The sequence below is a fragment of the Bradyrhizobium sp. 164 genome (assembly GCF_023073715.1).
Taxonomy (GTDB): domain Bacteria; phylum Pseudomonadota; class Alphaproteobacteria; order Rhizobiales; family Xanthobacteraceae; genus Bradyrhizobium.
Genome location: NZ_JADPKA010000050.1, coordinates 143,098 through 163,706, shown reverse-complemented (window position 1 = coordinate 163,706; position 20,609 = coordinate 143,098). Strand labels below are relative to the sequence as shown.

The following is a 20,609-nucleotide window of genomic DNA, read 5'->3' as shown; positions in this document are numbered from 1 at the left end:
CTGGAGCGTTGCGGAGGCACTTGATTGGCCAACGTCCGGTGCGCACCCTGCCGCTCACTGCATCATCGCCGCCGCGATCTTCTCCGCGGTCATTAATACCGGAAAATTGGTGTTGGCGCATGGCACCACCGGGAAGATCGACGCGTCGACGACGCGCAGGCCCTGCACGCCCTTGACGTGGCCCTGGTTGTCGACCACTGCCATCGGATCGTCGTCCCGGCCCATGCGGCATGAGCACGAGGCATGCCACACGCCGATGGTCGCCTTGCGCACGAAAGCTTCCAGCGCCTCGTGGTCGTTCATCACCTGATCGAAGGTAAAACCCTCGACCACGAAATTGTCGATCATGTAGTGACGCAGCGCCGCCGGGCCGTCCATCAGAGCCGCGGCGATCGTGGTGAGAATTCTGTTTTTGGTATTGACCACGCCGATCTTGCGGACGCGGTCGGTGTAGGCGGCCGGGAACGGCTTGTCGGTCACCTTCCTGACGACTTCGCTCATCTGCACCGCCGCCATCTTGCGGAAACCGCTCATGAGGCGATCGAGGTCGCGCCGGTCGGACAACAAATTGAACTCGACGATCGGCTCCGCTGAGGGATCGCGCGAGGTAAGCTTGACCTGCCCGGTCTCGGAATAGGTCTTGTTGACGAAGGTAAGGAGCGAGCCGATCTGCGCGCCGACCGCGTGCCAGGCCGATTTGCTGATGACGACGACGAACATGTCGCCTTTCGGCACGCCCGGCAGCCCGGAGGAATATCGCAGCCCAAGCTGCATGTGGCGCCTGGTGTGCTCGTTCATGCGCGCGCCGCGGCGAACGAAGGACGACAGCGAGATCGAGGGATGATCCATCAGGCGCTGGCCGACGCCTTGCAGCCCCATCAGCACGGGAATGCCCAGATCCTTGAGGTGACCGACCGGGCCGATGCCGGCGCGCAAGAGATGCGCTGGCGAATGGATGGCGCCGCTGGAGAGAATGATCTCGCGACCGCGAAATTCTTGCTCCCGTCCATCGATCACAGCTTTCACGCCGACGCATTGCGTGCCCTCGAACAGCAGCTCCCGAACCTGCGTGTTGGTGGAGATCGTGAGGTTGGCGCGTTTACGGGTGTCGCGATCGAGATAGCCCATCGCGGCCGAAACGCGCTGCTCGGTTTGGTTCGAATGCGTCACCGGGAAATAGCCGTCGACGAACTCGCCGTTCTGGTCCGGCACGAACTGATGGCCGGCCTGCTGGAAGGCCGCGGCGAAGGCCTGTGAATGCCGCGTCCAGTGCTCCCTCGGGATACGGCGGACCGGGATCCTGCCGTCCTTGCCGTGGTACGGTCCGTCGAAATCGAGGTCCCGCTCGACTTTCTTGAAGAAGGGCAGCACGTCGTTCCAGCTCCAGCCCTCGGCGCCCCGCGCCTGCCATTCGTCGTAATCGGTCGGCGCGCCGCGATTGGCCATCTGACCATTGATCGACGAGCCGCCGCCGAGCACGCGCGCCTGCTCGTATTTGCGTAAAGGAGGACGTTCCTCGTTCGGATTGTTGTGGCTGACAACTTGCGTCGTGACCTTGAGTTCGGTCCAGTGGAAGCGCGGATCGAAATACGCAGTGCCCGGATAGCTGTCCCTGATCTCGGCCGGCTCGTTGCCGGGTGGTGTGTCCTGTCCGGCTTCGCACAGCAGGACCTTGCTGGCGTTTCTTGCGGAGAGCCGGTGGGCCAGCACGGACCCCGCCGAGCCGCCGCCCACGATAATGAAGTCATACACGATTGGCGCGTCCTCTCGTTTTTGCCGGGGAAGCGTAGCGCGTTCTTGTTTTGAGGTCACGCCATGGCTGCCGCGACAAGATTGTCGCGCAGTCGCGACGATGGCTGAACGTCACGGCCTGATCGAAAAGTTCTCCGGCGGCCCTGGCTTGCGCAGCGGCTCGGCGAGGCGCGCGAACTCGCACAGCAGCGACCGCGTCTTTCTGGGATCGATGATCTCCTCGATCCAGAATTTTTCGGCAGAGCGGAACGGCGAACGCAGTTTGTTGAGGCGCTCCTCGATCTCCTTCAGCTTCGCGGCCTTGTCCTCGACCGCGTCGATATCGGCGCGGTAGGCGGCTTCGATGCCGCCCTCGAGCGGGAGCGAACCCCAATAGGCGGACGGCCAGGCGTAGCGGATCGAGAAACGATCGGCGGGCTGATGCACGACGCCGGCCACGCCGAAGGCGTTGCGCAGGATCATTGTGCACCAGGGCACGGTGGTCTGGTTGACTGCGGCCATGGCGCGGACGCCGTGGCGGATGGTGGCCGCCTTCTCCGCGTCGAGGCCGATCATGAAGCCCGGGCAGTCCATGAGATAGACGATCGGCAGGTGGAAGGTCTCGGCGAAGTCGACCCAGCGCACCACCTTCTGGCAGGCATCCGCCGTCCAGGAGCCGCCATAGTGAAAACTGTCGCTGGCGAGCAGCAGCACCGCCCTACCCTCGAGCCGGGCAAGACCGACGATAACAGGCTTACCGAAGTTCTTTGCGACCTCGAAGAACGAGCCCGTGTCGACGACGGCGTCGATGATCGGGCGCATCTTATAGACCTGCTTGCGGTTGCGCGGCACCGCGTTCAGCAGCGCTTCCTCGGCGCGTTCCGGATCGTCGGTGCACGGCAAGGTCGGCGGCAGCTCGTACACCGAGGACGGCAGATAGGACAGGAAGCGCCGCGCGCAGGCAAACGCCTCCTCCTCGGTCTCGACCGCATGATCGACCGCACCGGCGCGAGTCTGGATGTCGGCGCCGCCAAGTTCTTCCTTCGAGAGGTCCTGCCCCAGCGCCTTCACCACCGGTGGGCCCGCAACGAACATCGCGGACTTTCGGGTCATGATGGAATAGTGGCTGGCGGCGAGACGCGCAGCACCGAGCCCCGCGACCGACCCGAGGCCGAGCGCGACGACCGGTACGCGCGACAAATTCTCCGTCGTGAAGCGATACCACCGCGTGCCACCGATGCCGCCCGGCAGATTGGCCGCGCCCTTGGTCTCGATGGTCTTGACCGAGCCGCCGCCGCCGGAGCCTTCGATGATGCGGATAATGGGCAGCCGGAAGTCGTGCGCCATTTCCTCCGCCATCAGCGGCTTGGCCGAGATCGACGCGTCCGCCGAGCCGCCGCGCACCGTGAAATCGTCGCCGACCACGACCACGGTGCGGCCGTCGACGCGTGCGCGACCGAACACGCAGTTCGCCGGCGTCAGCTTCTGCAACTCGCCGCTGGAATCGTACTCACCGATGCCGGAGACCGCACCGATTTCGTGAAAGCTGCCTTTGTCGATCAGTCCGCCGATTCGCTCCCGAACAGTCAGCCGGCCCTGGTCATGCTGTCGCTTGACCTTGTCAACGCCGCCCATCTCCCGCGCGAAGGCTTCGCGCCGGGCTAGCTCGTCGAGTTCCGGCTTCCAGTTCATTCACTCCCTCCGAGTTGATCGGCTTGTTCTTGTTATGCACGGCTATGGCGACCGGTCTACGCGAGATACGGTTGTTGAAGGCATCGCCCTCCGCGCCTTCCATCAGGCTGCCGAGCGAGCGGCCGAGCGCGAGCATCAACGGGGCGACTTCGTCATGCAGCCGTTGCTCGTCATACATTGCGGCCAAAAGACCGATCGTGACGACCACGAAGGTCTGATACTGCGGCGACCAGATCGGCACAGCGAGTCCGTTGATGTGCGGGCTCCAGAGGCCGCAGGCTACGACATAGCCGCGCTCGCGCAGCGATTGCCGGTTGGCCTCGATGCGGGGTTTGAGAATCTTCGCAGCCTCGGGCGCTTCCCGCTCCATGTCCGCAATGAAGGTGTCGCCCATCTCGGGCGCGAGCGCCGCAGTGTAGGCCGCGCCCGCGGCGGTCGAAGCCATCGAGATGCGGCTGCCGGTGCCCTCGTGCAGGCCGAGTGCGGTCGCTGAGCGCGCGAACTGGAGATAGACGAGATGGAAACGATCGGGAACGACGAAGCCGACCGTGCCCGGAACCTGCTCGGCGACTTCCTGAAGCCGCTGGCGGATCATGCTGCGCAGCTGCGCGCCCTTCATCATCGAAGCGCTCATCGCCACCGCGCTCGGGCCGATGCGATACTTCTGGTCGCGCGGCAGATACACAAGCTGACCCATGCGGGTCAGCGTGTGCGTGAGCCGCGACACCGTCGAGCGCGGCAGGCCGCAGCGATTTGAAATCTCGAGATTGCCGAGCCTGCTATCGTGGCCCTCGAAGCATCGCAGCACGTCGAACGCGCGCGATACCACCTGGATGACATCACCCTCACCGGCATCGCCGGCGAGCGCACCTTGCCTACTCAACCGCTCCGAACGTCGTCCCATGATCCCTACCGTTTGTTCCGCTGTGCGGAATTAAATTCCACTTGCAGACGACGCTACCTCAGGCATTTTGCGACGACAACAAAAAGGCGATGGCATGCCAGAAATTAAAATCGTTACCGAAGTCGCGGGCCGTGTCTGCGCGACTCCCGTGCAAGTTGGAGGAACCGTCGCGGATGGCGATGACGTTGTGGTGGTCGAAGCCATGAAGATGGAGATACCGGTGCCATCGCCCGCGAGCGGCACGATCACATCGCTGCTGGTGAAGCTCGACGACGTCGTTGCCGAGGGACAGGCGATCGCGATTGTCGCGAGCTGACTGCATAATCCGTCACTTCCGCGACAATCTGTCAGTCTCATTGCGGCATTCGCGAGACGGCGTTGCCATCGCCTGATCCCGGTGACATGATCCGATTCAAGCAAAAAGTTTCTTCGCGGCAAACGCGAGGATGAAGGAGGGAAACATGCTTCGTGGGCTGCTCGTGCTCGCGCCTGCCTTGGTGGCGGGCATTTCTTTTGCGTCTACACGCTATGCGTTCGCCGAGGACATCAAGCTGCCGGCGACATTGACGTTCACCGCCTATGACACCGGCACTGCCGGCTTCAACATAGCAGTCGGCGTCGGCAAGATGATGAAGGACAAATACGGCACCGACGTGCGCGTGCTCCCCGCCGGCAACGACGTCGCCCGCCTCGCGCCGCTCCGCGCCAAGCGTGCGGCCTCCGCGGCGATGGGATCTGGCACCTATTTCGCGCAGGAAGGCGTATTCGAGTTCGGATCGAAGGAATGGGGACCGCAGCCGCTCCAGATCCTGCTCTCAACCGTCGACTGCAATTGCGGCTCGCTCGCCGTCGCCGCCGACACCGGCGTGAAGGAGCTGAAAGATCTCAGGGGCAAGCGTGTCGGCTTCGTCGTCGGCTCGCCGGCGCTGAACCAGAACTCGCTCGCAGTGCTCGCCTTCGCGGGGCTGACGCAGAAGGATGTCAAGGTGGTCGAGTTCGCCAGCTACGGCGCGATGTGGAAAGGCCTGATCAACAACGACGTCGATGCTGCCTTTGGCACCACCATCACCGGTCCTGCCAAGGAAGCCGAGACTTCGCCGCGCGGGCTGATCTGGCCGCCGCTCCCCGCCAAGGACAAGGAGGGCTGGGCGCGGATGCAGAAGGTCGGCTCGTTCTTCTTCCCGCAGCTTGCGACCTGCGGCGCCGGCATCTCGCCGGACAAGCCGGTCGAGCTCGGCAACTATCCCTATCCGATCTTCGTCGCCTATGCCTCGCAACCGGCCGATCAGGTCTATGCGATCACGAAGGCGATGATCGTGAACTACGACGCCTACAAGGATTCCGCGCCGGGCGCCGGCGGGCTTGCCGCCGACCGGCAAACCAAGAACTGGGTGGTGCCGGTGCATCCCGGCGCGGTGAAGGCGCTGAAGGAAGCCGGACAGTGGACCGACGCGCAGGAAGCGCACAATAACAAGCTGATCAACCGGCAAGAGGTGCTTGGCGCAGCGTGGGCGGAGTACGGCAAATCCAATCCGCCATCGGATGACAAGGCGTTCCTCGACGGCTGGATGAAGGCCCGCGCCGCTGCGCTCGCTAAGGCCGACATGCCGAACGGCTTCGAGGATTAGAACAGGATCATGTCTTCTACTTCAGTCTCCACCGGCCCGCAGGACGAGGCCAAGCGGATCGTGTTCGACGATCCGCACGGCGCCGCCGCCAACATGCAGGAGGCGGAGGTCACGCGCGTGCGCACGTTGCGCGGCGCCTGGCGCTGGACGTTGGTGGTCGCGACGGCGGCAACCATCCTGCTCTGCATCAACCAGCAATTCTCGCTGCGCTTCTTCGTCGGCTACACCCAGCTCAACACCGAATACTTCTATCTTCTGATAGCGTTGATGCTGCCGTTCACCTTCTTGATCTTCCCTGGGACTGAACGCGCGCCGCTCGACCGGATTCCCTGGTACGATCTCGTCTTGTTCGTCGCGACCTTCGCGGCGGCGCTGATGCTAATGTCGAACGTACGCAAGGCGGCTGAGGCCGGCTGGGAGTTCGGCGGCGCGCCTAACGGCGTGATCGCGGCGGGCCTCGTGATGTGGGTGATGCTGATGGAGGCGCTGCGCCGCACCGGCGGCTGGAGCCTGCTGCTGAGCGTCCTGCCCTTCACCGTCTATCCGCTGTTCGCCGAGGCCGGCTGGCTCGGCCCGTTCCGCGGCACACAATCGACGCTCGAGCAAGCAACCGCCTACCACGTGCTCTCCGGCGAGAGCCTGCTCGGCATTCCCATTCAGGCTTTCGCCGACACCGTGATCGGCTTCCTGGTGTTCGGCACGGCGCTGATGATGACGGGGGCCGGAAAGTTCTTCATCAATCTCGCCTTCGCACTGTGCGGCACCTTCCGCGGCGGGGCGGCGAAAGTCTGCATCTTTGCCAGCGGCCTCCTCGGCATGATGTCGGGCTCCATCATCTCCAACGTGCTCACCGCCGGCACCATGACCATTCCTGTCATGAAGAAGAGCGGTTTTCGCGCGTCCTATGCCGGTGCGATCGAGGCCTGCGCCTCGACCGGCGCGGTGCTGGCGCCGCCGGTAATGGGCGCGACCGCCTTCGTGATCGCGCAGTTCCTTAATGTCAGCTACGCCGATGTCGCGATCGCCGCGATCATTCCGGCGACGCTCTACTACATCGGCCTGTTCATGCAGGTCGACGCCTACGCCGCGCGCCACGGGCTGAAGGGGATTCCGCGCGCCGAGCTGCCCCGCATCATGGATACGATCAGGGAGGGCTGGTATTACGTCTTCGTCATCGCACTTTTGATCGTGATGCTGCTCTACTTCAAGCGCGAGAGCCACGCGCCGTTTTACGCCACCGCGCTACTGCTGGTGCTCAACCAATTCTTCTCCAAGGACACGCGCTGGACGTTTGCGACCATCGGCAAGTTCCTCGAGATCAACGGCCGCACCTTCGTCGAGCTGGTCGGCATCCTCGCCGGCTGCGGCCTGCTGATCGGCGCGTTCTCGATGACCGGTGTGGTGTCGAGCCTTGCCAACGACCTCCTGCACATTGCCGGCGACAATGCTTTCCTGCTGCTCGGCATGTGCGCGCTCACCAGCCTGATCCTCGGCCTCGGCCTGACGACGACGGCCTGCTACATCTTCCTCGCCATCCTGGTCGCGCCCGCGCTGGAGAAGCTCGGGCTCAATCGCATGGCCGTGCACATGTTCATCTTCTATTGGGGCATGCTGTCGTCGATCACGCCGCCGGTCGCCATCGCCTCGTTCGCGGCCGCAGGCATCGCCGGCTCGCCGGCGATGAAGACCGGGTGGGAATCGATGTGGGTCGGCAGCATCATTTACTTCATCCCCTTCTTCTTCGTGCTCAATCCGGCGCTGGTGCTGCAAGGGCCAAGCCCATACCTCGCCGGCCTCGGCCTGATGGGGCTTGCCGCGTTCGGCACGCTGTTCATCTGCGGCGGCATCCAGGGCTACCAGCCCTTCGTCGGCGACCTTCGCGGCGCCGGCGCGCTGGAATGGCCGATCCGTGTCCTGCTGGTGATCGGCGGCTTCGTGGTCGCGACGCCCGGCGGCGGGATCATGCCGCTGTCGCAGATGCAGGTGACGCTGCTTGGCCTTGCGATCCTCGTGCCCACGACTTTGCTCGCGCTTCTCCTGGTTCGCCGGCATACCATCGTGCCGGACGGGTTGCGCGCGCCCTGATTGCGTTGCACAAGTGAGGCGATGAAGCCGCACTCGCCCGCCGCCTCCGCCTGGACCCGCTCGAAACCGCCCTTGCTGCGGTTTCTGAACAATTGCCTCAACGAATTCTCTGCCGACACCTCAGGCAGCGTTGCCGACTACATCCCCGAGCTGGGCAAGGCCGACCCTGCCCATTTCGGCATCAGCCTCGCGACGCTGGACGGGCATGTCTACGAAGTCGGCGACAGCCGGGTGCCCTTCACCATCCAGTCGATGTCAAAACCGTTCGTGTTCGCGCTGGCGCTGGACCTTTTGGGAGCAGGCAAGGTCGAAAGCGCGATCGGCGTCGAACCTTCCGGCGATCCCTTCAACTCGATCCGGCTCAATTCGGAGAACCATCCGTTCAACCCGATGGTCAATGCCGGCGCAATCGCCTGCACGGGGCTGATCTACGACAGCAAGGGCGCGGGCGCTTTCGAGCAGATCCGCCTTGCGCTCAGCCGTTTCGCCGGACGCGATCTCGCTCTCGATGAGGCCGTCTATGCTTCGGAAAGCCAGACCGGCGACCGCAACCGGGCCATCGGCTACCTCCTCAAGACCAACGCCGTGATCTCCGACAACGTCGCGGCCGTGCTCGACGTCTATTTCCGGCAATGCGCCGTTCTGGTCACGGCGCGCGACATCGCGGTGATGGCGGCCACGCTCGCCAATCGCGGCATCAATCCGGTCACCGGCGAGCAGGTGCTGACGCCCTACGCAATCTCGCGTACGCTCTCCGTGATGACCTCCTCGGGCATGTACGATTATGCCGGCGAATGGATCTACCGGATCGGCATTCCCGCCAAAAGCGGTGTCGGCGGCGGCATCCTCGCCGCACTCCCTGCCCGGCTCGGCCTCGGCAGCTATTCGCCCAAGCTCGACAAGCACGGCAACAGCGTGCGCGGCATCAAGGTTTGCGAGGCGCTGTCCTCGCATTACGATCTGCACATGCTCAACCGCAGCGACGACGCACGCAACGCCGTCATCGCTGATTACGACATCGGCAGGAGCCCGTCGCGACGCGTGCGCCGGCCCCAGGAGCGCGAGATTCTTTCCGCGCATGAGCAGGAGGTGCGGGTCATCGAGCTGGTCGGAACACTGTCGCTGTCGGCCGTCGACTACGTCTCGCGCCGGCTTGCAGGCCGTCCGCGGCCGCAATTCGTGATCTTCGATCTGCATCGCGTCCCCTCCACTACGCGCGCCGGAGCGCGGCTAATCGCCGAAACGTTCGAAGAGCTCGCCGCACTCAACGTCACGGTGGTGCTGTCGGGCGTCAGGCGCGCCTCCAAGGAATGGGACAGCTTGCGGGAATGGACGGCGGAGCTGAAGAACGTCCGCGACTTCTACCTGCTCGACACCGCGATCGAATGGGCCGAAGACCAGATCGTCTACCGCTATGGCGGCTCGATCGACTTCCACGAGACCACCGAGCTTACCGAGCAGCCGCTGCTCGCGGGGCTGAGCGAGGACGAGCTGAGCGATCTCGCCGCAATCTGCACCGTCAGGACTTATCCGTCCGGCGCCAAAATCGTCACGACCGGCGATCCCGCCGATGCCGTGTTCTTCCTCCGCAGCGGCGCGGTCCACGTCACGCTGCCCGATGGCGTCAGGCTGGCAACGCTCACCGCAGGCATGGCCTTTGGTGAGATGGCGCTGCTGGAAGCAACGCGGTCCGCCGACGTATTCGCCGACATGGCGGCGACCGCGTTCGAGGTGGCCTTGAAGGATTTCGAGCGCTTCCGCGAGCAGCACCCGCACGCCAGCGAGCGCATCATGCGCAATCTGGCGCAGCTATTGGCCGACCGCCTGATCGTGGCGAACGCGAAGGTGGATATTTTGACGTCGACGTAGCGCTGGGCGCGGTTCTTCACCTCTCCGCGACGGGGAGAGGTGATCCGAACCGGCTCAGCGGCTCGCGGCCTCGCTTAGGCGCCGGTTGATCCTGGCTGCGCTCGCCTTGAGCACGTCGGATGGCTGCTGGCCTGTGGCCGCACACAGGCAAGCCCAGTAGTAGACGACATCGCCGAGTTCATCGACGAGACCCGCCTGATCCAGCCAGCCGTCGCGGAGCAGCTTCTTGATGTGATCGGCGACCTCGCCGGCTTCGCCGGCAAGGCCGAGGCCGAGATAGGACAGCCGCTCGTTGGACGGATGCTCTTCGACTTTCCCAATGCGCGCGGCCCAAGCCGCATATTCATCGATCGTCATCGGCATCCCTCGCCGCTCCTAAGGATCAGCCCACCACTTCCGTGACCGGCTGAAGATCGATCTCGAAGGTTTCCAAAAACTTTGATGTCATGATGTAGAAGCCGACCGAGAGCTGGAGCTCGATCAGCGCGGCCGGTGTCAGCTTCGACGCGATCGCCTTGAAGGTCGCGTCCGTCGGTTTGTTCGATTTCACGATCTCGTCGGTGAACGCGAGCGCGGCGCGCTGCACCTCGTTGAAGCAACTCGCGGCCTGCCAATTCTCAAGCGCCTCGTTCTGCTCGTCGGTGACCCCGACATTCTTGCCGATGCGCTTGTGCGCTACGATCTCGTAGGGCGCCTCGCACAGAATGCCGGTGCGTGTGATTGCAAGCTCGCGCACCACCGGATCGAGCTCACCTTTGTGGCGGATGGCGCCTCCCAAGCGGCAATACTGCTCGAAATAGCTCGGTGAGTGCGCCATCATGCGGAAAATGTTGGCGTTGCGATTCTTGTCGAGGATTTCGCGGGTGCGGTCGGAGGCCTTGGACGGGTCGCTGTAATTGATGCGGGCCATGATTTTCCTGAAGTCTTCTCGGAGATTTTGATGCTTTTTGTCGTTGCCGGCGAGAGCTCCCCGAAACTCTATTCTTGCGCTGACGCAGGAGCAACATCATCGAGTCAAATTGCCGCCGCATTGCTGATCAACCTTGACACAGTCGATATTCGCCGCGTGGGGACAGATCGCGGCGGATACTCGTAAGTGGGGTGTTCCGAGTAAAACAATTGGCCGTCGGGTGCGCAAGCCGCGCAACGATGAGTCACGCCCAAGTCTAGGGAGAAAAAGGCATGAAGGAAGCCACCAAGGGGGCGGCCTCGGGAGCGCTCGCGCATATGCTGGCCGTGACGGCCATGCTCGTCATCGCCAGCATCTTGTTCTACGGGCGTTAGAGCATGATCCGGAAAATTGTAGCGGTTTTCCCTCGCGACAAGCGCGGAACGCGTTTTCGCGGAGATCATGCTCAAACAATAACCTAAGGCGCGATGACGATTTATCCTAATCTCATCGCGCTTTAGTTGGAGGTTTAGAGTTTTCGTCATTCCGGGGTGGCGCCTCGCACAGCGCCAGGCCCAGAATCCCGTTCCAGGCCCGGTCCTTTGGACCGCCCCCGAATGACGAATCCCGCTTCTCTCTCACGCCTCTTTGGTGAAGAACGGCACGAGCTTTCCGGCAAAGAGCCTGAAGCTCGCGGTGACAGAATCGCCGATGGCCAGCCCGGTCTCGCCGTGCGCCATCAGGCGAAAACCCTCATCGCAATCGACCAGCAGGATGTTGTAGGGCACGTGCGCGCGCGTCTCCGGCGTCGCAGCGCGGCAGACCAGCGAGATCGCGTAGACCCTGCCCTTGCCGCTGGCGCGCTCTTCGTGCGGATCGGACACGCCGCAAGCGGCGCAGAAGGCGCGGTGGAAATACTGCACATGGCGGCAGGCGGCGCAGGTTTGATAGGTGATAGCCTGTTCGCCCTTGGTCCAATCGCCCAGACGCTCGCTCATCGCACCCGCTCCAGGAACATGCTTACATGGGACGACAGCACGCCGCCGTCGCCGTGCAAGAGCGCGATTGAGGCATCGCGCACCTGCCGATTCGCCGCCCGTCCCGTCATCTGCAGATGCGTCTCGACCAGATGCGCCATGGCGCCCCCGACGCCGCAATGGCCATAGCTGAGCAGGCCGCCATGGGTGTTCAGCGGCATCGCGCCATCACGGTTGAAATGGCCTGATCGTACACGGGCCGCAGCCTCGCCGCGGCCGGCGAGGCCGAGGTCCTCCAGCAGCATCGCGAGCGTGATCGTAAAGCTGTCGTAGATGGCGGCGTAGCGCACGTCCGAGATCGCAAGGCCCGTCGCCTCCTTGGCGCGCGCGATCGATATTTCCGCGCCGAGTTCGCTGAGGCCGGGTGCGGCCGTGACATGCTGATGGGTGTGGGCCTGCGCGCAGCCACGGATGCGCACGCCCGCCTCCCCGGTCCGCTCGCCGCTAACGATGAATGCAGCGCCGCCGTCGGACACCGGACAGCAGTCGAGCAGCTTCAGCGGCATCGCCACCGGTTTCGAGGCCATAACGTCGGCGACCGTGATGGGATCATGGAATTGCGCGCCAGGATGGGTGCACGCATGCTTACGCATCAGCACCGCGAACTCGGCGAGATCCTCTTCGGTCACGCTGTATTCGTGCATATAGCGGGTGGCGACCAGCCCATAATAGGCGGGAATGGTCGGGCCAAGCGGCACCTCGTAATCGGGATGGCCGACCTGCGCCAGCGCCTGGATCGAGGCGTCGCGGCTCTGGCCCGTAAGGCGGTTCTCGCCGGCGACCACGAGCACGTGGCGCGCGAGGCCCGCCTCGACGAGGTGATGTGCGAGCATCGTCATCGCGAGACCCGTGGCGCCGCCAACCTGAACGGCGTGGGCGTAAGCGGGGCGGATGCCAAAATGCTCGGCGAAGACGGTCGCTAGCATGATGTGCGGCGAGACGGTGGAGTAGCCGCAGAGGATGCCGTCGATCTCGGCGCGCTTCAGCCCGGCATCGTCGAGCGCAGCTTGCGCAGCCTTGCTCATCAGGTCGAGCGAGGATGCACCTTCGTGCTTGCCGTAAGGCGTGAGGCCGACGCCGGTGATGAAGCTCATGGGTCTCACTTTTCCTCTTCGTTATTCCGGGGCGATCCGAAGGGCCGAACCCGGAAGCTCGAGGTTCCGGGTTCTCGCTTCGCGAGCCCCGGAATGACGGATGAGAGAGCCGTGGTCATCGTCGTTTCCCTACTCCGGCGCCGATCCGGTGACGCCATCGCGGATCATGGCAGCGATCTCGTCGGCGGAATAACCGATCTCGCGCAAAATTTCCGCGCCATGCTCGTTGAGCCGCGGCGCGAGCCGAACCGGCACCGCCTCGGTCTCCGACCAGGTGGCCGTCACCTTCATGCTGCGGATCGGCCCCTCGGTCGGATGGTTCACGACCGGGAAGAAATTCGTCGCTTCCAGATGTGGATCGTGCAGGATCGATGCGAGGTCGTGCATCGGCATCACCGGCACGTCGGCCTTGGTCAGCAGGTCGATCCATTCGGCCGTGCTGCGCGTCTCAAAAATGCGCGCGAGCTCGGCATAGACGACGTCGATATTGGCAGCGCGGCCGGCGAAGGTTGCGAATTTAGGATCGGCGCGTAGATCGGCGCGCCCCGTCGCGTCAAAGAAGTTCTCCCACTGCTTGTCGTTGTAGACGATGACGCTGAGATAGCCGTCTGAAGTCTTGTAAGGCCTACGGTCGCGCGAGAGATGGCGGGCGTAGCCGCCCTTGTCGAGCGGCGGCTCATAGGTGAGCCCGCCCATGTGATCGCCCATGACGAACCCGGCCATGGTTTCAAACATCGGGATGTCAACGCGCTGGCCGCGGCCGGTGCGGTCGCGATGCACGAGGCTGGCGCAGATCGCGCCCACCGCGGTGAGGCCGACGATGCGATCGACCAGCGCGTTGGGCACGTAGCGCGGGACGCCGTCGCCGGTCTGCGCCATCAGCGCCGGCAGCCCGGTCGCTCCCTGAATCAGATCGTCATAGGCGGGTTTTGCGGCATAGGGCCCGTCCTGGCCGAAGCCGAAAACGCCGGCATAGACGAGACGTGGATTGATCTCGGAAACGACATCGTAGCCGAGCTGAAGCCGCGCCATCGCCTGCGGCCGGACATTGTAGACGAGAACGTCGGCGCCCCGAAGCAACCGCAGCACGGCATCGCGCCCCGCAGGCTTCTTCAGATCGAGGCAGATCGAGCGCTTGCTGCGGTTGGTGTTGAGGAACACCGGGCCCATGCCGGCGTGCCGCATCGGGCCGATCAGCCGGGTGACGTCCCCGTCGAGCGATTCCACCTTGACGACGTCGGCGCCGTAGTCGCCGAGCATCTGGGTTGCATAAGGCCCCATCAGCACGGTGGTCATGTCGATGACCTTGATGCCCTTCAGCGGCCCCATCGCTTGCTCCCCATTGCCCAGGGCTCAAACGCCCTGCGATGTCGGTTCAGCTAACGGCAGCGCCGTCGCTCGCGCAAGGGCAACCGGCGTATGGCGGCATGCATCCGCGGCGATATCGCCCGCTATTTTTTCTGGCGGGATTCGCGGATCTTGATGAGACGGTCGAGTTCGTCGTTCTGCTGATTGATGCGGTCGGCGATCCGCGACTCGTTCTGCTCACCCGAGGCGGCAGCGGCCTGCTCGATGAGCTGGCGGATATTGTCCTCGAGGATCGCGATGCGATGGTTCAGTGCGTCCATCGACAGCGAGTCTTCGTAGTCATTGCTCATGATGCATTTCCCGCAAAGTCAATCAGGAGCCGTAGGGTGGGCAAAGCGTAGCATGCCCACCATCATCTAGCGCAAGAAAGCAGGTGGGCGTAGGCGCCTTTGCCCACCTTCAGAACTGAGCTTACTTCAACGGCTCCAGCACGGAAACGTAATTGGCGACCGCCGCACCGCCCATGTTGAAGATCCCGCCGAGTTTTGGGTTCTTGAGCTGCATGCCCTCGGGCGCCTGTCCCGCGAGCTGCATCGCGGTCATTACATGCATGGAGACGCCGGTGGCCCCGATCGGATGGCCCTTGGCCTTCAGGCCGCCGGACGGATTGACCGGCAGCTTGCCGTCCTTCAGCGTCCAGCCCTCCTTGATCGCGCGAGCACCCTGCCCCTTCGGCGTCAGGCCCATCGCTTCGTACTCGATCAGCTCGGCGACCGTGAAACAGTCATGAGTCTCGACGAAGGAGAGATCGGAGAGCGTCACGCCCGCCTTTTCCAACGCGCGCTGCCAGGCGACGGTGCAGCCCTCGAACTGGAGGATGTCGCGCTTGCTCATCGGCAGGAAGTCCTGGGCGTGAGCGGTGGCGCGGAAGCCGATCGACTTGCTCATGGTCTTGGCGGTCTCGGCATCGGCCAGCACCAGCGCGGCGGCGCCGTCGGAGACCAGCGAGCAGTCGGTGCGCTTCAGGGGACCGGCGACATAGGGGTTCTTCTCGCTCTCGGCGCGGCAGAAGTCGAAGCCAAAATCCTTGCGCATCTGGGCGAAGGGGTTGGCGACGCCGTTCTTGTGGTTCTTGGCCGCGATCAGCGCCAGCGCATCCGACTGGTCGCCGTATGTCTGGAAATAGGAGCTGGCAATCTTGCCGAACACGCCGGCGAAGCCGCCGACCGTGTCGCCGTCCTCGGGCAGGTAAGACGCCTTGAGCAGGTTCTTGCCGATCTCGGGCCCCGGCGTGCGCGTCATCTGCTCGACGCCGACGACCAGCACGATCTTGGCGGCGCCTGCGGCAATCGCGCGCAAGGCCTGGTGCACGGCGGCCGAGCCGGTTGCGCAGGCGTTCTCGACGCGGGTCGCCGGCTTGAAGCGCAGCTTCGGGTCGGCCTGGAGCACCAGCGAGGCGGTGAAATCCTGCGGCGAGAAGCCGGCGTTGAAATGGCCGAGCACGATCTCGTCGACATCGCCAGCCGAAATGCCGGCATCCGCCAGCGCCTCGTTGGCGACGCGCGTGACGAGGCTTTCAACGGTTTCGGTATCGAACTTGCCGAACGGCGTATGCGCCCATCCGACGATGCTGGCGGTCATGGTCATTTCTCCCTGGGGCCTCTTCCTGAGCTAAGTCTTAGCCCAGGGATAGCAAGACTTCACGCGGCTTTCAGGGCCTTGAGGGTGCGCTGGCAGATGGCAGTTATGCCGGCCCAGTTCCCCGCCCGGATTTCGGCCGTCGGGCACAACCAGGAACCGCCAACAGCGACCACGTTGGGCTCGGCAAGCCAGGTCGCCGCATTGGCCTCACTGATGCCGCCGGTGGGGCAGAACCGCACGCTCGGGAACGGCCCGCCGAGGGCGCGAAGGCCCTTGATGCCGCCGGCCTGCTCGGCCGGGAAGAATTTGGCGACGTCGAAGCCATGGGCCAGCGCCATCATCAGCTCGGAGGCGGTCGCGATGCCCGGCGCGAACGGCAGGGCGCTGTCGGCAGCGGCCTTCAGGAGGTCGGGGGTCAAACCCGGGCTGATGCCGAACTTGACGCCGAGCTTCTCGACGCGGGTGAAGTCGGCCGGATTGAGAATTGTGCCAATGCCGACGAGCGCCTCGGGGACCTCAGACATCATCGCCCTCGCTGCCTCGATCGCAACAGGAGTGCGCAGGGTCACCTCCAGCGTGCGGACGCCGCCGGCAACCAGCGCACGCGCCAGCGGCACCGCATCCTGGATACGCTCGATGGTGAGGACGGGAATGACGGTCGCCGCCTTGAACAGCGCGACAAGGTGATTCTGTTGGGCACTCGTGGTCATCGTTGTGGTCGCTTCTTCACTTGGTCGCCTGGCGAGAGGCCGCCGGCCGGTGCCGCTTCTTCGGCGGCATGGCATAGCCCGGAATGATGGCGCCAGGATAGCAGATCACGAGGCTGGCGAGGCGATGCCCGGCCTGGGCGGCCTCGACCGGCTCCGAGCCGGCGAGCCGGGCGGCGATATAGGCCGCGGCAAAGCTGTCGCCGGCGGCCGTGGTGTCCACCACCGGCTTGGTCATGGGCTCGGCGCGGACCTCGTTGGTGCCGCCGGGAAAGCGCAGGAGGCTCACCGGCTCGGCGAGGCGGAATACCAGCTCCGGAGCAGGGATGCGGGCGATCAGCTGCTCGTGGCTTTCGCCAGGGTAGAGCGCGAGCAGGTCCTCGATCGAGGTCAGCACGATGTCGGCGGCCGCGAAGGCCGTGGCAAACACCTCGCGCGCGACATCGCGGCCCGGCCAGCCGCGCGCGCGAAAATTGGTGTCGAACACGAAGCGGGTGCCGAGCAGGCGCGCGCGCTTGATCGCCGCGAACAGGCGCTCGCGTCCGGGCGCGTCGTAGATCGAGAGCGTGATCGCGGAGAGATAGACGATGTCGTAGCTCATCAGCGAGTTGAGCAGCTCGTCGGTCTCCGGCAAATTCATCAGCTGCCGCGCCGCCGCGCTATCGCGCCAGTGGAAGAACTGGCGCTCGCCCTTTGCATCCAGCTGGATCATGTAGAGACCGGGCAGCTTGCCCGGCAACCGCACGACGCGCCGCGTACCGACGCCCTCGGTAGTCCAGGCTGCGACCATCTCATCGCTTAGGGCATCATCGCCGAGCGCGGTGAGATAGTCGACCTTCACCTCGAGCCGCGCCAAGTACACCGCCGTGTTCAGGGTGTCGCCGCCGAAGCCGCGCGAGTACAGGCCGCCGCCCTGCCCTTGCGCCGCGGACGATCCGGTCGAATGTCCGCCCTGGGCCTGCCGGAGCTCGACCATGCATTCGCCGATGCAAGCAACGCTCGCCATCATATGACCCGCTCAGTGCGCGATCAGGCGACGAAATTGCCGCCGAGCTCGTCTTCGATGTGAATGCGGATGATGTCGTCGAAATTCTTCTCGGCGGTGGTGAAGCCGAGCTCGCGCGCGCGCTTCGCATCGAAATTGCGCGGCCAGCCGCCGACGATGCCGACGATGAAGGGATCGGGCTCGCGCTTGATGCGCGCGGCGACCTTCTCGCCCGCAACGCGCTTCAAGGCCGCGATCTGCTCGCCGACTGTCGCGGACAGGCCCGGCATGGTCAGATTGCGGCGTGGGCCGACCGTGGCGAGATCCATGGTGCCGGCGTGGAGCAGGAAGCCGACCGCGGAGCGTGGCGTCGCGTGCCAGTGACGGACGTCCTCGGACACCGGGAGGATCGCTTCCTTGCCGGCGAGCGGCTCGCGCAGGATGTTGGAGAAGAAGCCCGATGCCGCCTTGTTCGGCAGGCCCGGGCGGATGCAGATGGTCGGCAGGCGGATGCCGATGCCGTCGAGGAAACCGCGGCGCGAATAGTCGGCGAGCAGGAGTTCGCCGATCGCCTTCTGGGTGCCGTAGCTGAGCAGCGGCGTGTGGAAGAATTCGTCGCCGATCGCATCGGGGAACGGCGCGCCGAACACCGCGATCGAGGACGTGAACACCACGCGCGGCTTGTAGCCACCGCCGACGAGGCGGATGGCATCGAGCAGCATCCGCGTGCCGTCGAGATTGATGCGGTAGCCCTTCTCGAAGTCGAGCTCGGCTTCGCCGGAGACGATCGCGGCAAGATGGAAGATCACATCGGGACGGCCGGCGATCAGCTTCTCGGCTGCGCCCGGCACGGCGAAATCGCCGGACACGGTCTCGACGGGGAAGCCGGCCCGCTCCGGCTTCTTCGGCTCGACCACGTCGTGCATGGTCAATTTCGTGATGTCGCTCTTGCCGAGCCGGCCGTCGCGCAGCAGCCGTTCACAGAGTTTGCGGCCGACCATACCGGCGGCGCCCAGAACCAGAATGTGCAAGAGCCTACTCCTTCTTATTGGCCGGAGCGCGCCGCTCCCAACGCGTCCTCGGCAAGCCCCGCGATCATTCCTTCACGGCGCCGGTCATCGCCGACACATAATGCTCCACGAAGAAGGCGTAAAGGATGACGAGCGGCAGCGAGCCGGCCAATGCTCCCGCCATCAGCGAACCCCAGCGGTAGATGTCACCATCGACGAACTCGTTGACGATCGCGACCGGCACCGTCTTGTTGCTGGTCGACTGCAGGAACGTCAGGGCGTAAATGAACTCATTCCAGCACAGCGTGAAACAGAAGATGAAGGCCGAGATCAGGCCGGGGATTGCGAGCGGCACGACGATCTTGATCAGGATCTGCCAGCGGCTCGCTCCGTCGATCAGCGCGCATTCCTCGAGCTCGAATGGGATGGTCTTGAAATAGCCCATCAACAGCCAGGTCGAGAACGGGATCAGTATCGTCGGATAGGTCAGGATCAGCGCCAGCGGCGAGTCGAAAAGGCCGTACTGATACACGACGGTGGCGAGCGGAATGAACAGGATCGACGGCGGCACGAGATAGGCGAGGAAGATCAGCCCCCCGACGAGATTGGCACCCTTGTAGCGCAACCGCACGATCGCGTAGGCCGCGAACACCGATGCGATGATCGAGAGCACCGTGGCGCAGATCGCCACGTACATCGTGTTCCAGAGCCAGTACGGATAGTAGCTCTCGAACAGCAGCTTGTGGAAGTGCTTGAACGTCGGGTTCCAGGTCCAGAACGGATTGTACTTGTCAAGATCAAGCAGCTGCTCGTCGGGCTTCACCGAGGTCAGCGCCATCCAGTAGAACGGGAACAGGAGGACGACGACGATGATCGCAAGCGGCAGATAGAGCGTCACCAGCCGGCGCGGCACCGACTGCAGATAGCTCATGCCTTCGCTGTGATCATCCTTCGCGACTGTCGGCGCCGAGCCATGCAGCACGGCCTTGAGATCGATCCGCGAGGTGGGGAGATCAGTCATTGCTTTCCCCTTGCTGCCACTTGCGACGCTGCAAGCCGAACCAGGAAACCATGATCGCAGCGAGCAGGAATGGAATCATGGCGCTTGAGATCGCGGCCCCCTCGCCCAGTTGCCCGGCGATGATCGCGCGCTGATAGGACAAGGTTGCCATCAGGTGGGTGGCGTTGACCGGGCCGCCGCGAGTCATCGCCCAGATCAGCTGGAAGTCGGTGAAGGTGAAGAGCACGGAGAAGGTCATCACGACAGCGATGATCGGCGTCAGCAGCGGATAGGTGATGTACCGGAAATTCTGCCAACGCGTGGCACCGTCGAGCGTTGCTGCTTCATAGAGCGACGGCGAGACGGTCTGCAGGCCAGCGAGCAGCGTGATCGCCACGAACGGCACGCCGCGCCAGATATTGGCGAAGATCACGCAAATACGCGCCCAGGTCGTGTCGCCCAGGAAATTGATGTTCTGGCTGATCAGGCCGAGATGCTTCAGCGACCAGGAGATGATCGAGAATTGCGAGTCGAAGATCCACCAAAAGGCGAGTGCCGAGAGCACGGTCGGAACGATGAAGGGGATGAGCACCATCGCGCGCAGCATCGCCTTGAAGGGCATGTGCTCGTTGAGCAGCAGCGCCAGATAGAGTCCGACCGCGAATTTGAGAGCGCTGGCGACAAAGGTGTAGAGCAGCGTATTGAACACCGAGAGCCAGAAGATCGAATCGTCCCAGAGCCACTCGTAGTTCTCGGTGCCGATGAAGTGCCCGACCCTTCCGATACGCGTGTCCGTGAAGGACAGCCAGATGCCGAGCCCCAGCGGATAGGCCAGGAAGAAGATCAGGAACGCCATGGCCGGCACCATGAACCAGAAGCCGAGCCAATTTCGATTGTGTTTGAGCTGGGTCCAGGCGCTAGCCTCGCTCATCTGAGGCTTGGCCCGGGGAATTGCGACATCAGCCATGCCCGATATCCCTGATCGAAATGTTGACGAGCGGGCGGCCGGACGGCCGCCCGCTCCGTGAC

At 64.1% G+C, this 20,609-nt stretch carries 19 protein-coding genes; 4 read left to right on the top strand and 15 right to left on the bottom strand.

Annotated features, from left to right (window positions below; genetic code table 11):
- Positions 1 to 54: 54 nt before the first annotated feature.
- From IVB01_RS18060 to IVB01_RS18050, 3 genes are all read right to left on the bottom strand, one after another.
- Complete coding sequence (locus IVB01_RS18060) at positions 55 to 1,752, bottom strand: GMC oxidoreductase (RefSeq protein WP_247276933.1); 1,698 nt, start codon at positions 1,750 to 1,752, stop codon at positions 55 to 57.
- 111 nt (positions 1,753 to 1,863) lie between these two features.
- Positions 1,864 to 3,423, bottom strand: a complete 1,560-nt coding sequence (locus tag IVB01_RS18055; RefSeq protein ID WP_247276932.1) for a carboxyl transferase domain-containing protein — start codon at positions 3,421 to 3,423, stop codon at positions 1,864 to 1,866.
- Positions 3,353 to 4,327, bottom strand: coding sequence for a helix-turn-helix domain-containing protein (locus tag IVB01_RS18050; RefSeq protein ID WP_247276931.1), 975 nt, complete (start codon positions 4,325 to 4,327; stop codon positions 3,353 to 3,355). The genes IVB01_RS18055 and IVB01_RS18050 overlap by 71 nt, the downstream gene beginning before the upstream one ends.
- A 94-nt stretch (positions 4,328 to 4,421) precedes the next feature.
- Between IVB01_RS18050 and IVB01_RS18045 the strand changes: the two genes are divergently transcribed.
- The 4 genes from IVB01_RS18045 (at position 4,422) to glsA (ending at position 9,909) form a co-directional block, all read left to right on the top strand.
- Positions 4,422 to 4,643: a biotin/lipoyl-containing protein gene (locus IVB01_RS18045; RefSeq protein WP_247276930.1), complete on the top strand. Its 222-nt coding sequence runs from the start codon at positions 4,422 to 4,424 to the stop codon at positions 4,641 to 4,643.
- A 145-nt stretch (positions 4,644 to 4,788) separates the two neighbouring features.
- Positions 4,789 to 5,955, top strand: a complete 1,167-nt coding sequence (locus tag IVB01_RS18040; RefSeq protein WP_247449219.1) for a TAXI family TRAP transporter solute-binding subunit — start codon at positions 4,789 to 4,791, stop codon at positions 5,953 to 5,955.
- Positions 5,956 to 5,964: 9 nt separating this feature from the next.
- Positions 5,965 to 8,040 (top strand): TRAP transporter permease, encoded by a 2,076-nt coding sequence (locus IVB01_RS18035; protein ID WP_247276928.1) that lies wholly within the window; start codon positions 5,965 to 5,967, stop codon positions 8,038 to 8,040.
- A gap of 21 nt (positions 8,041 to 8,061) precedes the next feature.
- Entirely contained in the window at positions 8,062 to 9,909 is a 1,848-nt protein-coding gene (gene glsA / locus IVB01_RS18030) for a glutaminase A (RefSeq protein WP_247276927.1), read from the top strand.
- 54 nt (positions 9,910 to 9,963) lie between these two features.
- Here the strand turns inward: glsA and IVB01_RS18025 are convergent, their stop codons facing one another.
- From IVB01_RS18025 to IVB01_RS17970, 12 genes are all read right to left on the bottom strand, one after another.
- Positions 9,964 to 10,266, bottom strand: coding sequence for a nucleoside triphosphate pyrophosphohydrolase family protein (locus IVB01_RS18025; protein ID WP_247276979.1), 303 nt, complete (start codon positions 10,264 to 10,266; stop codon positions 9,964 to 9,966).
- Positions 10,267 to 10,291: 25 nt separating this feature from the next.
- The gene (locus IVB01_RS18020; protein WP_247276926.1) at positions 10,292 to 10,819 is read right to left on the bottom strand and encodes a carboxymuconolactone decarboxylase family protein; all 528 of its coding nucleotides are present in this window, start codon (positions 10,817 to 10,819) and stop codon (positions 10,292 to 10,294) included.
- A gap of 617 nt (positions 10,820 to 11,436) precedes the next feature.
- The gene (locus IVB01_RS18015; RefSeq protein ID WP_247276925.1) at positions 11,437 to 11,796 is read right to left on the bottom strand and encodes an OB-fold domain-containing protein; all 360 of its coding nucleotides are present in this window, start codon (positions 11,794 to 11,796) and stop codon (positions 11,437 to 11,439) included.
- The gene (locus tag IVB01_RS18010) at positions 11,793 to 12,929 is read right to left on the bottom strand and encodes a thiolase family protein (RefSeq protein ID WP_247276924.1); all 1,137 of its coding nucleotides are present in this window, start codon (positions 12,927 to 12,929) and stop codon (positions 11,793 to 11,795) included. Before IVB01_RS18010 ends, IVB01_RS18015 begins: the two co-directional genes overlap by 4 nt.
- Positions 12,930 to 13,058: 129 nt before the next feature.
- Positions 13,059 to 14,258, bottom strand: coding sequence for a CoA transferase (locus IVB01_RS18005; protein ID WP_247276923.1), 1,200 nt, complete (start codon positions 14,256 to 14,258; stop codon positions 13,059 to 13,061).
- Positions 14,259 to 14,380: 122 nt separating this feature from the next.
- Complete coding sequence (locus IVB01_RS18000; RefSeq protein ID WP_247276922.1) at positions 14,381 to 14,587, bottom strand: hypothetical protein; 207 nt, start codon at positions 14,585 to 14,587, stop codon at positions 14,381 to 14,383.
- Positions 14,588 to 14,708: 121 nt separating this feature from the next.
- The gene (locus IVB01_RS17995) at positions 14,709 to 15,878 is read right to left on the bottom strand and encodes an acetyl-CoA acetyltransferase (RefSeq protein WP_247276921.1); all 1,170 of its coding nucleotides are present in this window, start codon (positions 15,876 to 15,878) and stop codon (positions 14,709 to 14,711) included.
- Between the two features lie 59 nt (positions 15,879 to 15,937).
- Positions 15,938 to 16,588 carry a bifunctional 4-hydroxy-2-oxoglutarate aldolase/2-dehydro-3-deoxy-phosphogluconate aldolase gene (gene eda, locus IVB01_RS17990; protein ID WP_247276920.1) on the bottom strand — a complete coding sequence of 217 codons (651 nt, stop codon included), beginning with the start codon at positions 16,586 to 16,588 and terminating at the stop codon, positions 15,938 to 15,940.
- A 16-nt stretch (positions 16,589 to 16,604) separates the two neighbouring features.
- Positions 16,605 to 17,591 (bottom strand): sugar kinase, encoded by a 987-nt coding sequence (locus IVB01_RS17985; protein ID WP_247276978.1) that lies wholly within the window; start codon positions 17,589 to 17,591, stop codon positions 16,605 to 16,607.
- Positions 17,592 to 17,614: 23 nt separating this feature from the next.
- A complete protein-coding gene (gene denD / locus IVB01_RS17980) occupies positions 17,615 to 18,601 on the bottom strand; it encodes a D-erythronate dehydrogenase (protein ID WP_247276919.1) in 987 nt (328 codons plus the stop codon).
- A 64-nt stretch (positions 18,602 to 18,665) separates the two neighbouring features.
- Positions 18,666 to 19,601, bottom strand: coding sequence for a carbohydrate ABC transporter permease (locus IVB01_RS17975; protein ID WP_247276918.1), 936 nt, complete (start codon positions 19,599 to 19,601; stop codon positions 18,666 to 18,668).
- Complete coding sequence (locus IVB01_RS17970; RefSeq protein ID WP_247276917.1) at positions 19,594 to 20,547, bottom strand: sugar ABC transporter permease; 954 nt, start codon at positions 20,545 to 20,547, stop codon at positions 19,594 to 19,596. Before IVB01_RS17970 ends, IVB01_RS17975 begins: the two co-directional genes overlap by 8 nt.
- Positions 20,548 to 20,609: the final 62 nt, after the last annotated feature.

Bases quoted from the DNA above. Each gene is read 5' to 3' on its own strand.
- IVB01_RS18055 (WP_247276932.1), bottom strand. From the start codon at position 3,423: ATGAACTGGAAGCCGGAACTCGACGAGCTAGCCCGGCGCGAAGCCTTC.
- IVB01_RS18050 (WP_247276931.1), bottom strand. From the start codon at position 4,327: ATGGGACGACGTTCGGAGCGGTTGAGTAGGCAAGGTGCGCTCGCCGGC.
- IVB01_RS18045 (WP_247276930.1), top strand. From the start codon at position 4,422: ATGCCAGAAATTAAAATCGTTACCGAAGTCGCGGGCCGTGTCTGCGCG.
- IVB01_RS18040 (WP_247449219.1), top strand. From the start codon at position 4,789: ATGCTTCGTGGGCTGCTCGTGCTCGCGCCTGCCTTGGTGGCGGGCATT.
- IVB01_RS18035 (WP_247276928.1), top strand. From the start codon at position 5,965: ATGTCTTCTACTTCAGTCTCCACCGGCCCGCAGGACGAGGCCAAGCGG.
- glsA (WP_247276927.1), top strand. From the start codon at position 8,062: ATGAAGCCGCACTCGCCCGCCGCCTCCGCCTGGACCCGCTCGAAACCG.
- IVB01_RS18025 (WP_247276979.1), bottom strand. From the start codon at position 10,266: ATGACGATCGATGAATATGCGGCTTGGGCCGCGCGCATTGGGAAAGTC.
- IVB01_RS18020 (WP_247276926.1), bottom strand. From the start codon at position 10,819: ATGGCCCGCATCAATTACAGCGACCCGTCCAAGGCCTCCGACCGCACC.
- IVB01_RS18015 (WP_247276925.1), bottom strand. From the start codon at position 11,796: ATGAGCGAGCGTCTGGGCGATTGGACCAAGGGCGAACAGGCTATCACC.
- IVB01_RS18010 (WP_247276924.1), bottom strand. From the start codon at position 12,929: ATGAGCTTCATCACCGGCGTCGGCCTCACGCCTTACGGCAAGCACGAA.
- IVB01_RS18005 (WP_247276923.1), bottom strand. From the start codon at position 14,258: ATGGGGCCGCTGAAGGGCATCAAGGTCATCGACATGACCACCGTGCTG.
- IVB01_RS18000 (WP_247276922.1), bottom strand. From the start codon at position 14,587: ATGAGCAATGACTACGAAGACTCGCTGTCGATGGACGCACTGAACCAT.
- IVB01_RS17995 (WP_247276921.1), bottom strand. From the start codon at position 15,878: ATGACCGCCAGCATCGTCGGATGGGCGCATACGCCGTTCGGCAAGTTC.
- eda (WP_247276920.1), bottom strand. From the start codon at position 16,588: ATGACCACGAGTGCCCAACAGAATCACCTTGTCGCGCTGTTCAAGGCG.
- IVB01_RS17985 (WP_247276978.1), bottom strand. From the start codon at position 17,591: ATGGCGAGCGTTGCTTGCATCGGCGAATGCATGGTCGAGCTCCGGCAG.
- IVB01_RS17975 (WP_247276918.1), bottom strand. From the start codon at position 19,601: ATGACTGATCTCCCCACCTCGCGGATCGATCTCAAGGCCGTGCTGCAT.
- IVB01_RS17970 (WP_247276917.1), bottom strand. From the start codon at position 20,547: ATGGCTGATGTCGCAATTCCCCGGGCCAAGCCTCAGATGAGCGAGGCT.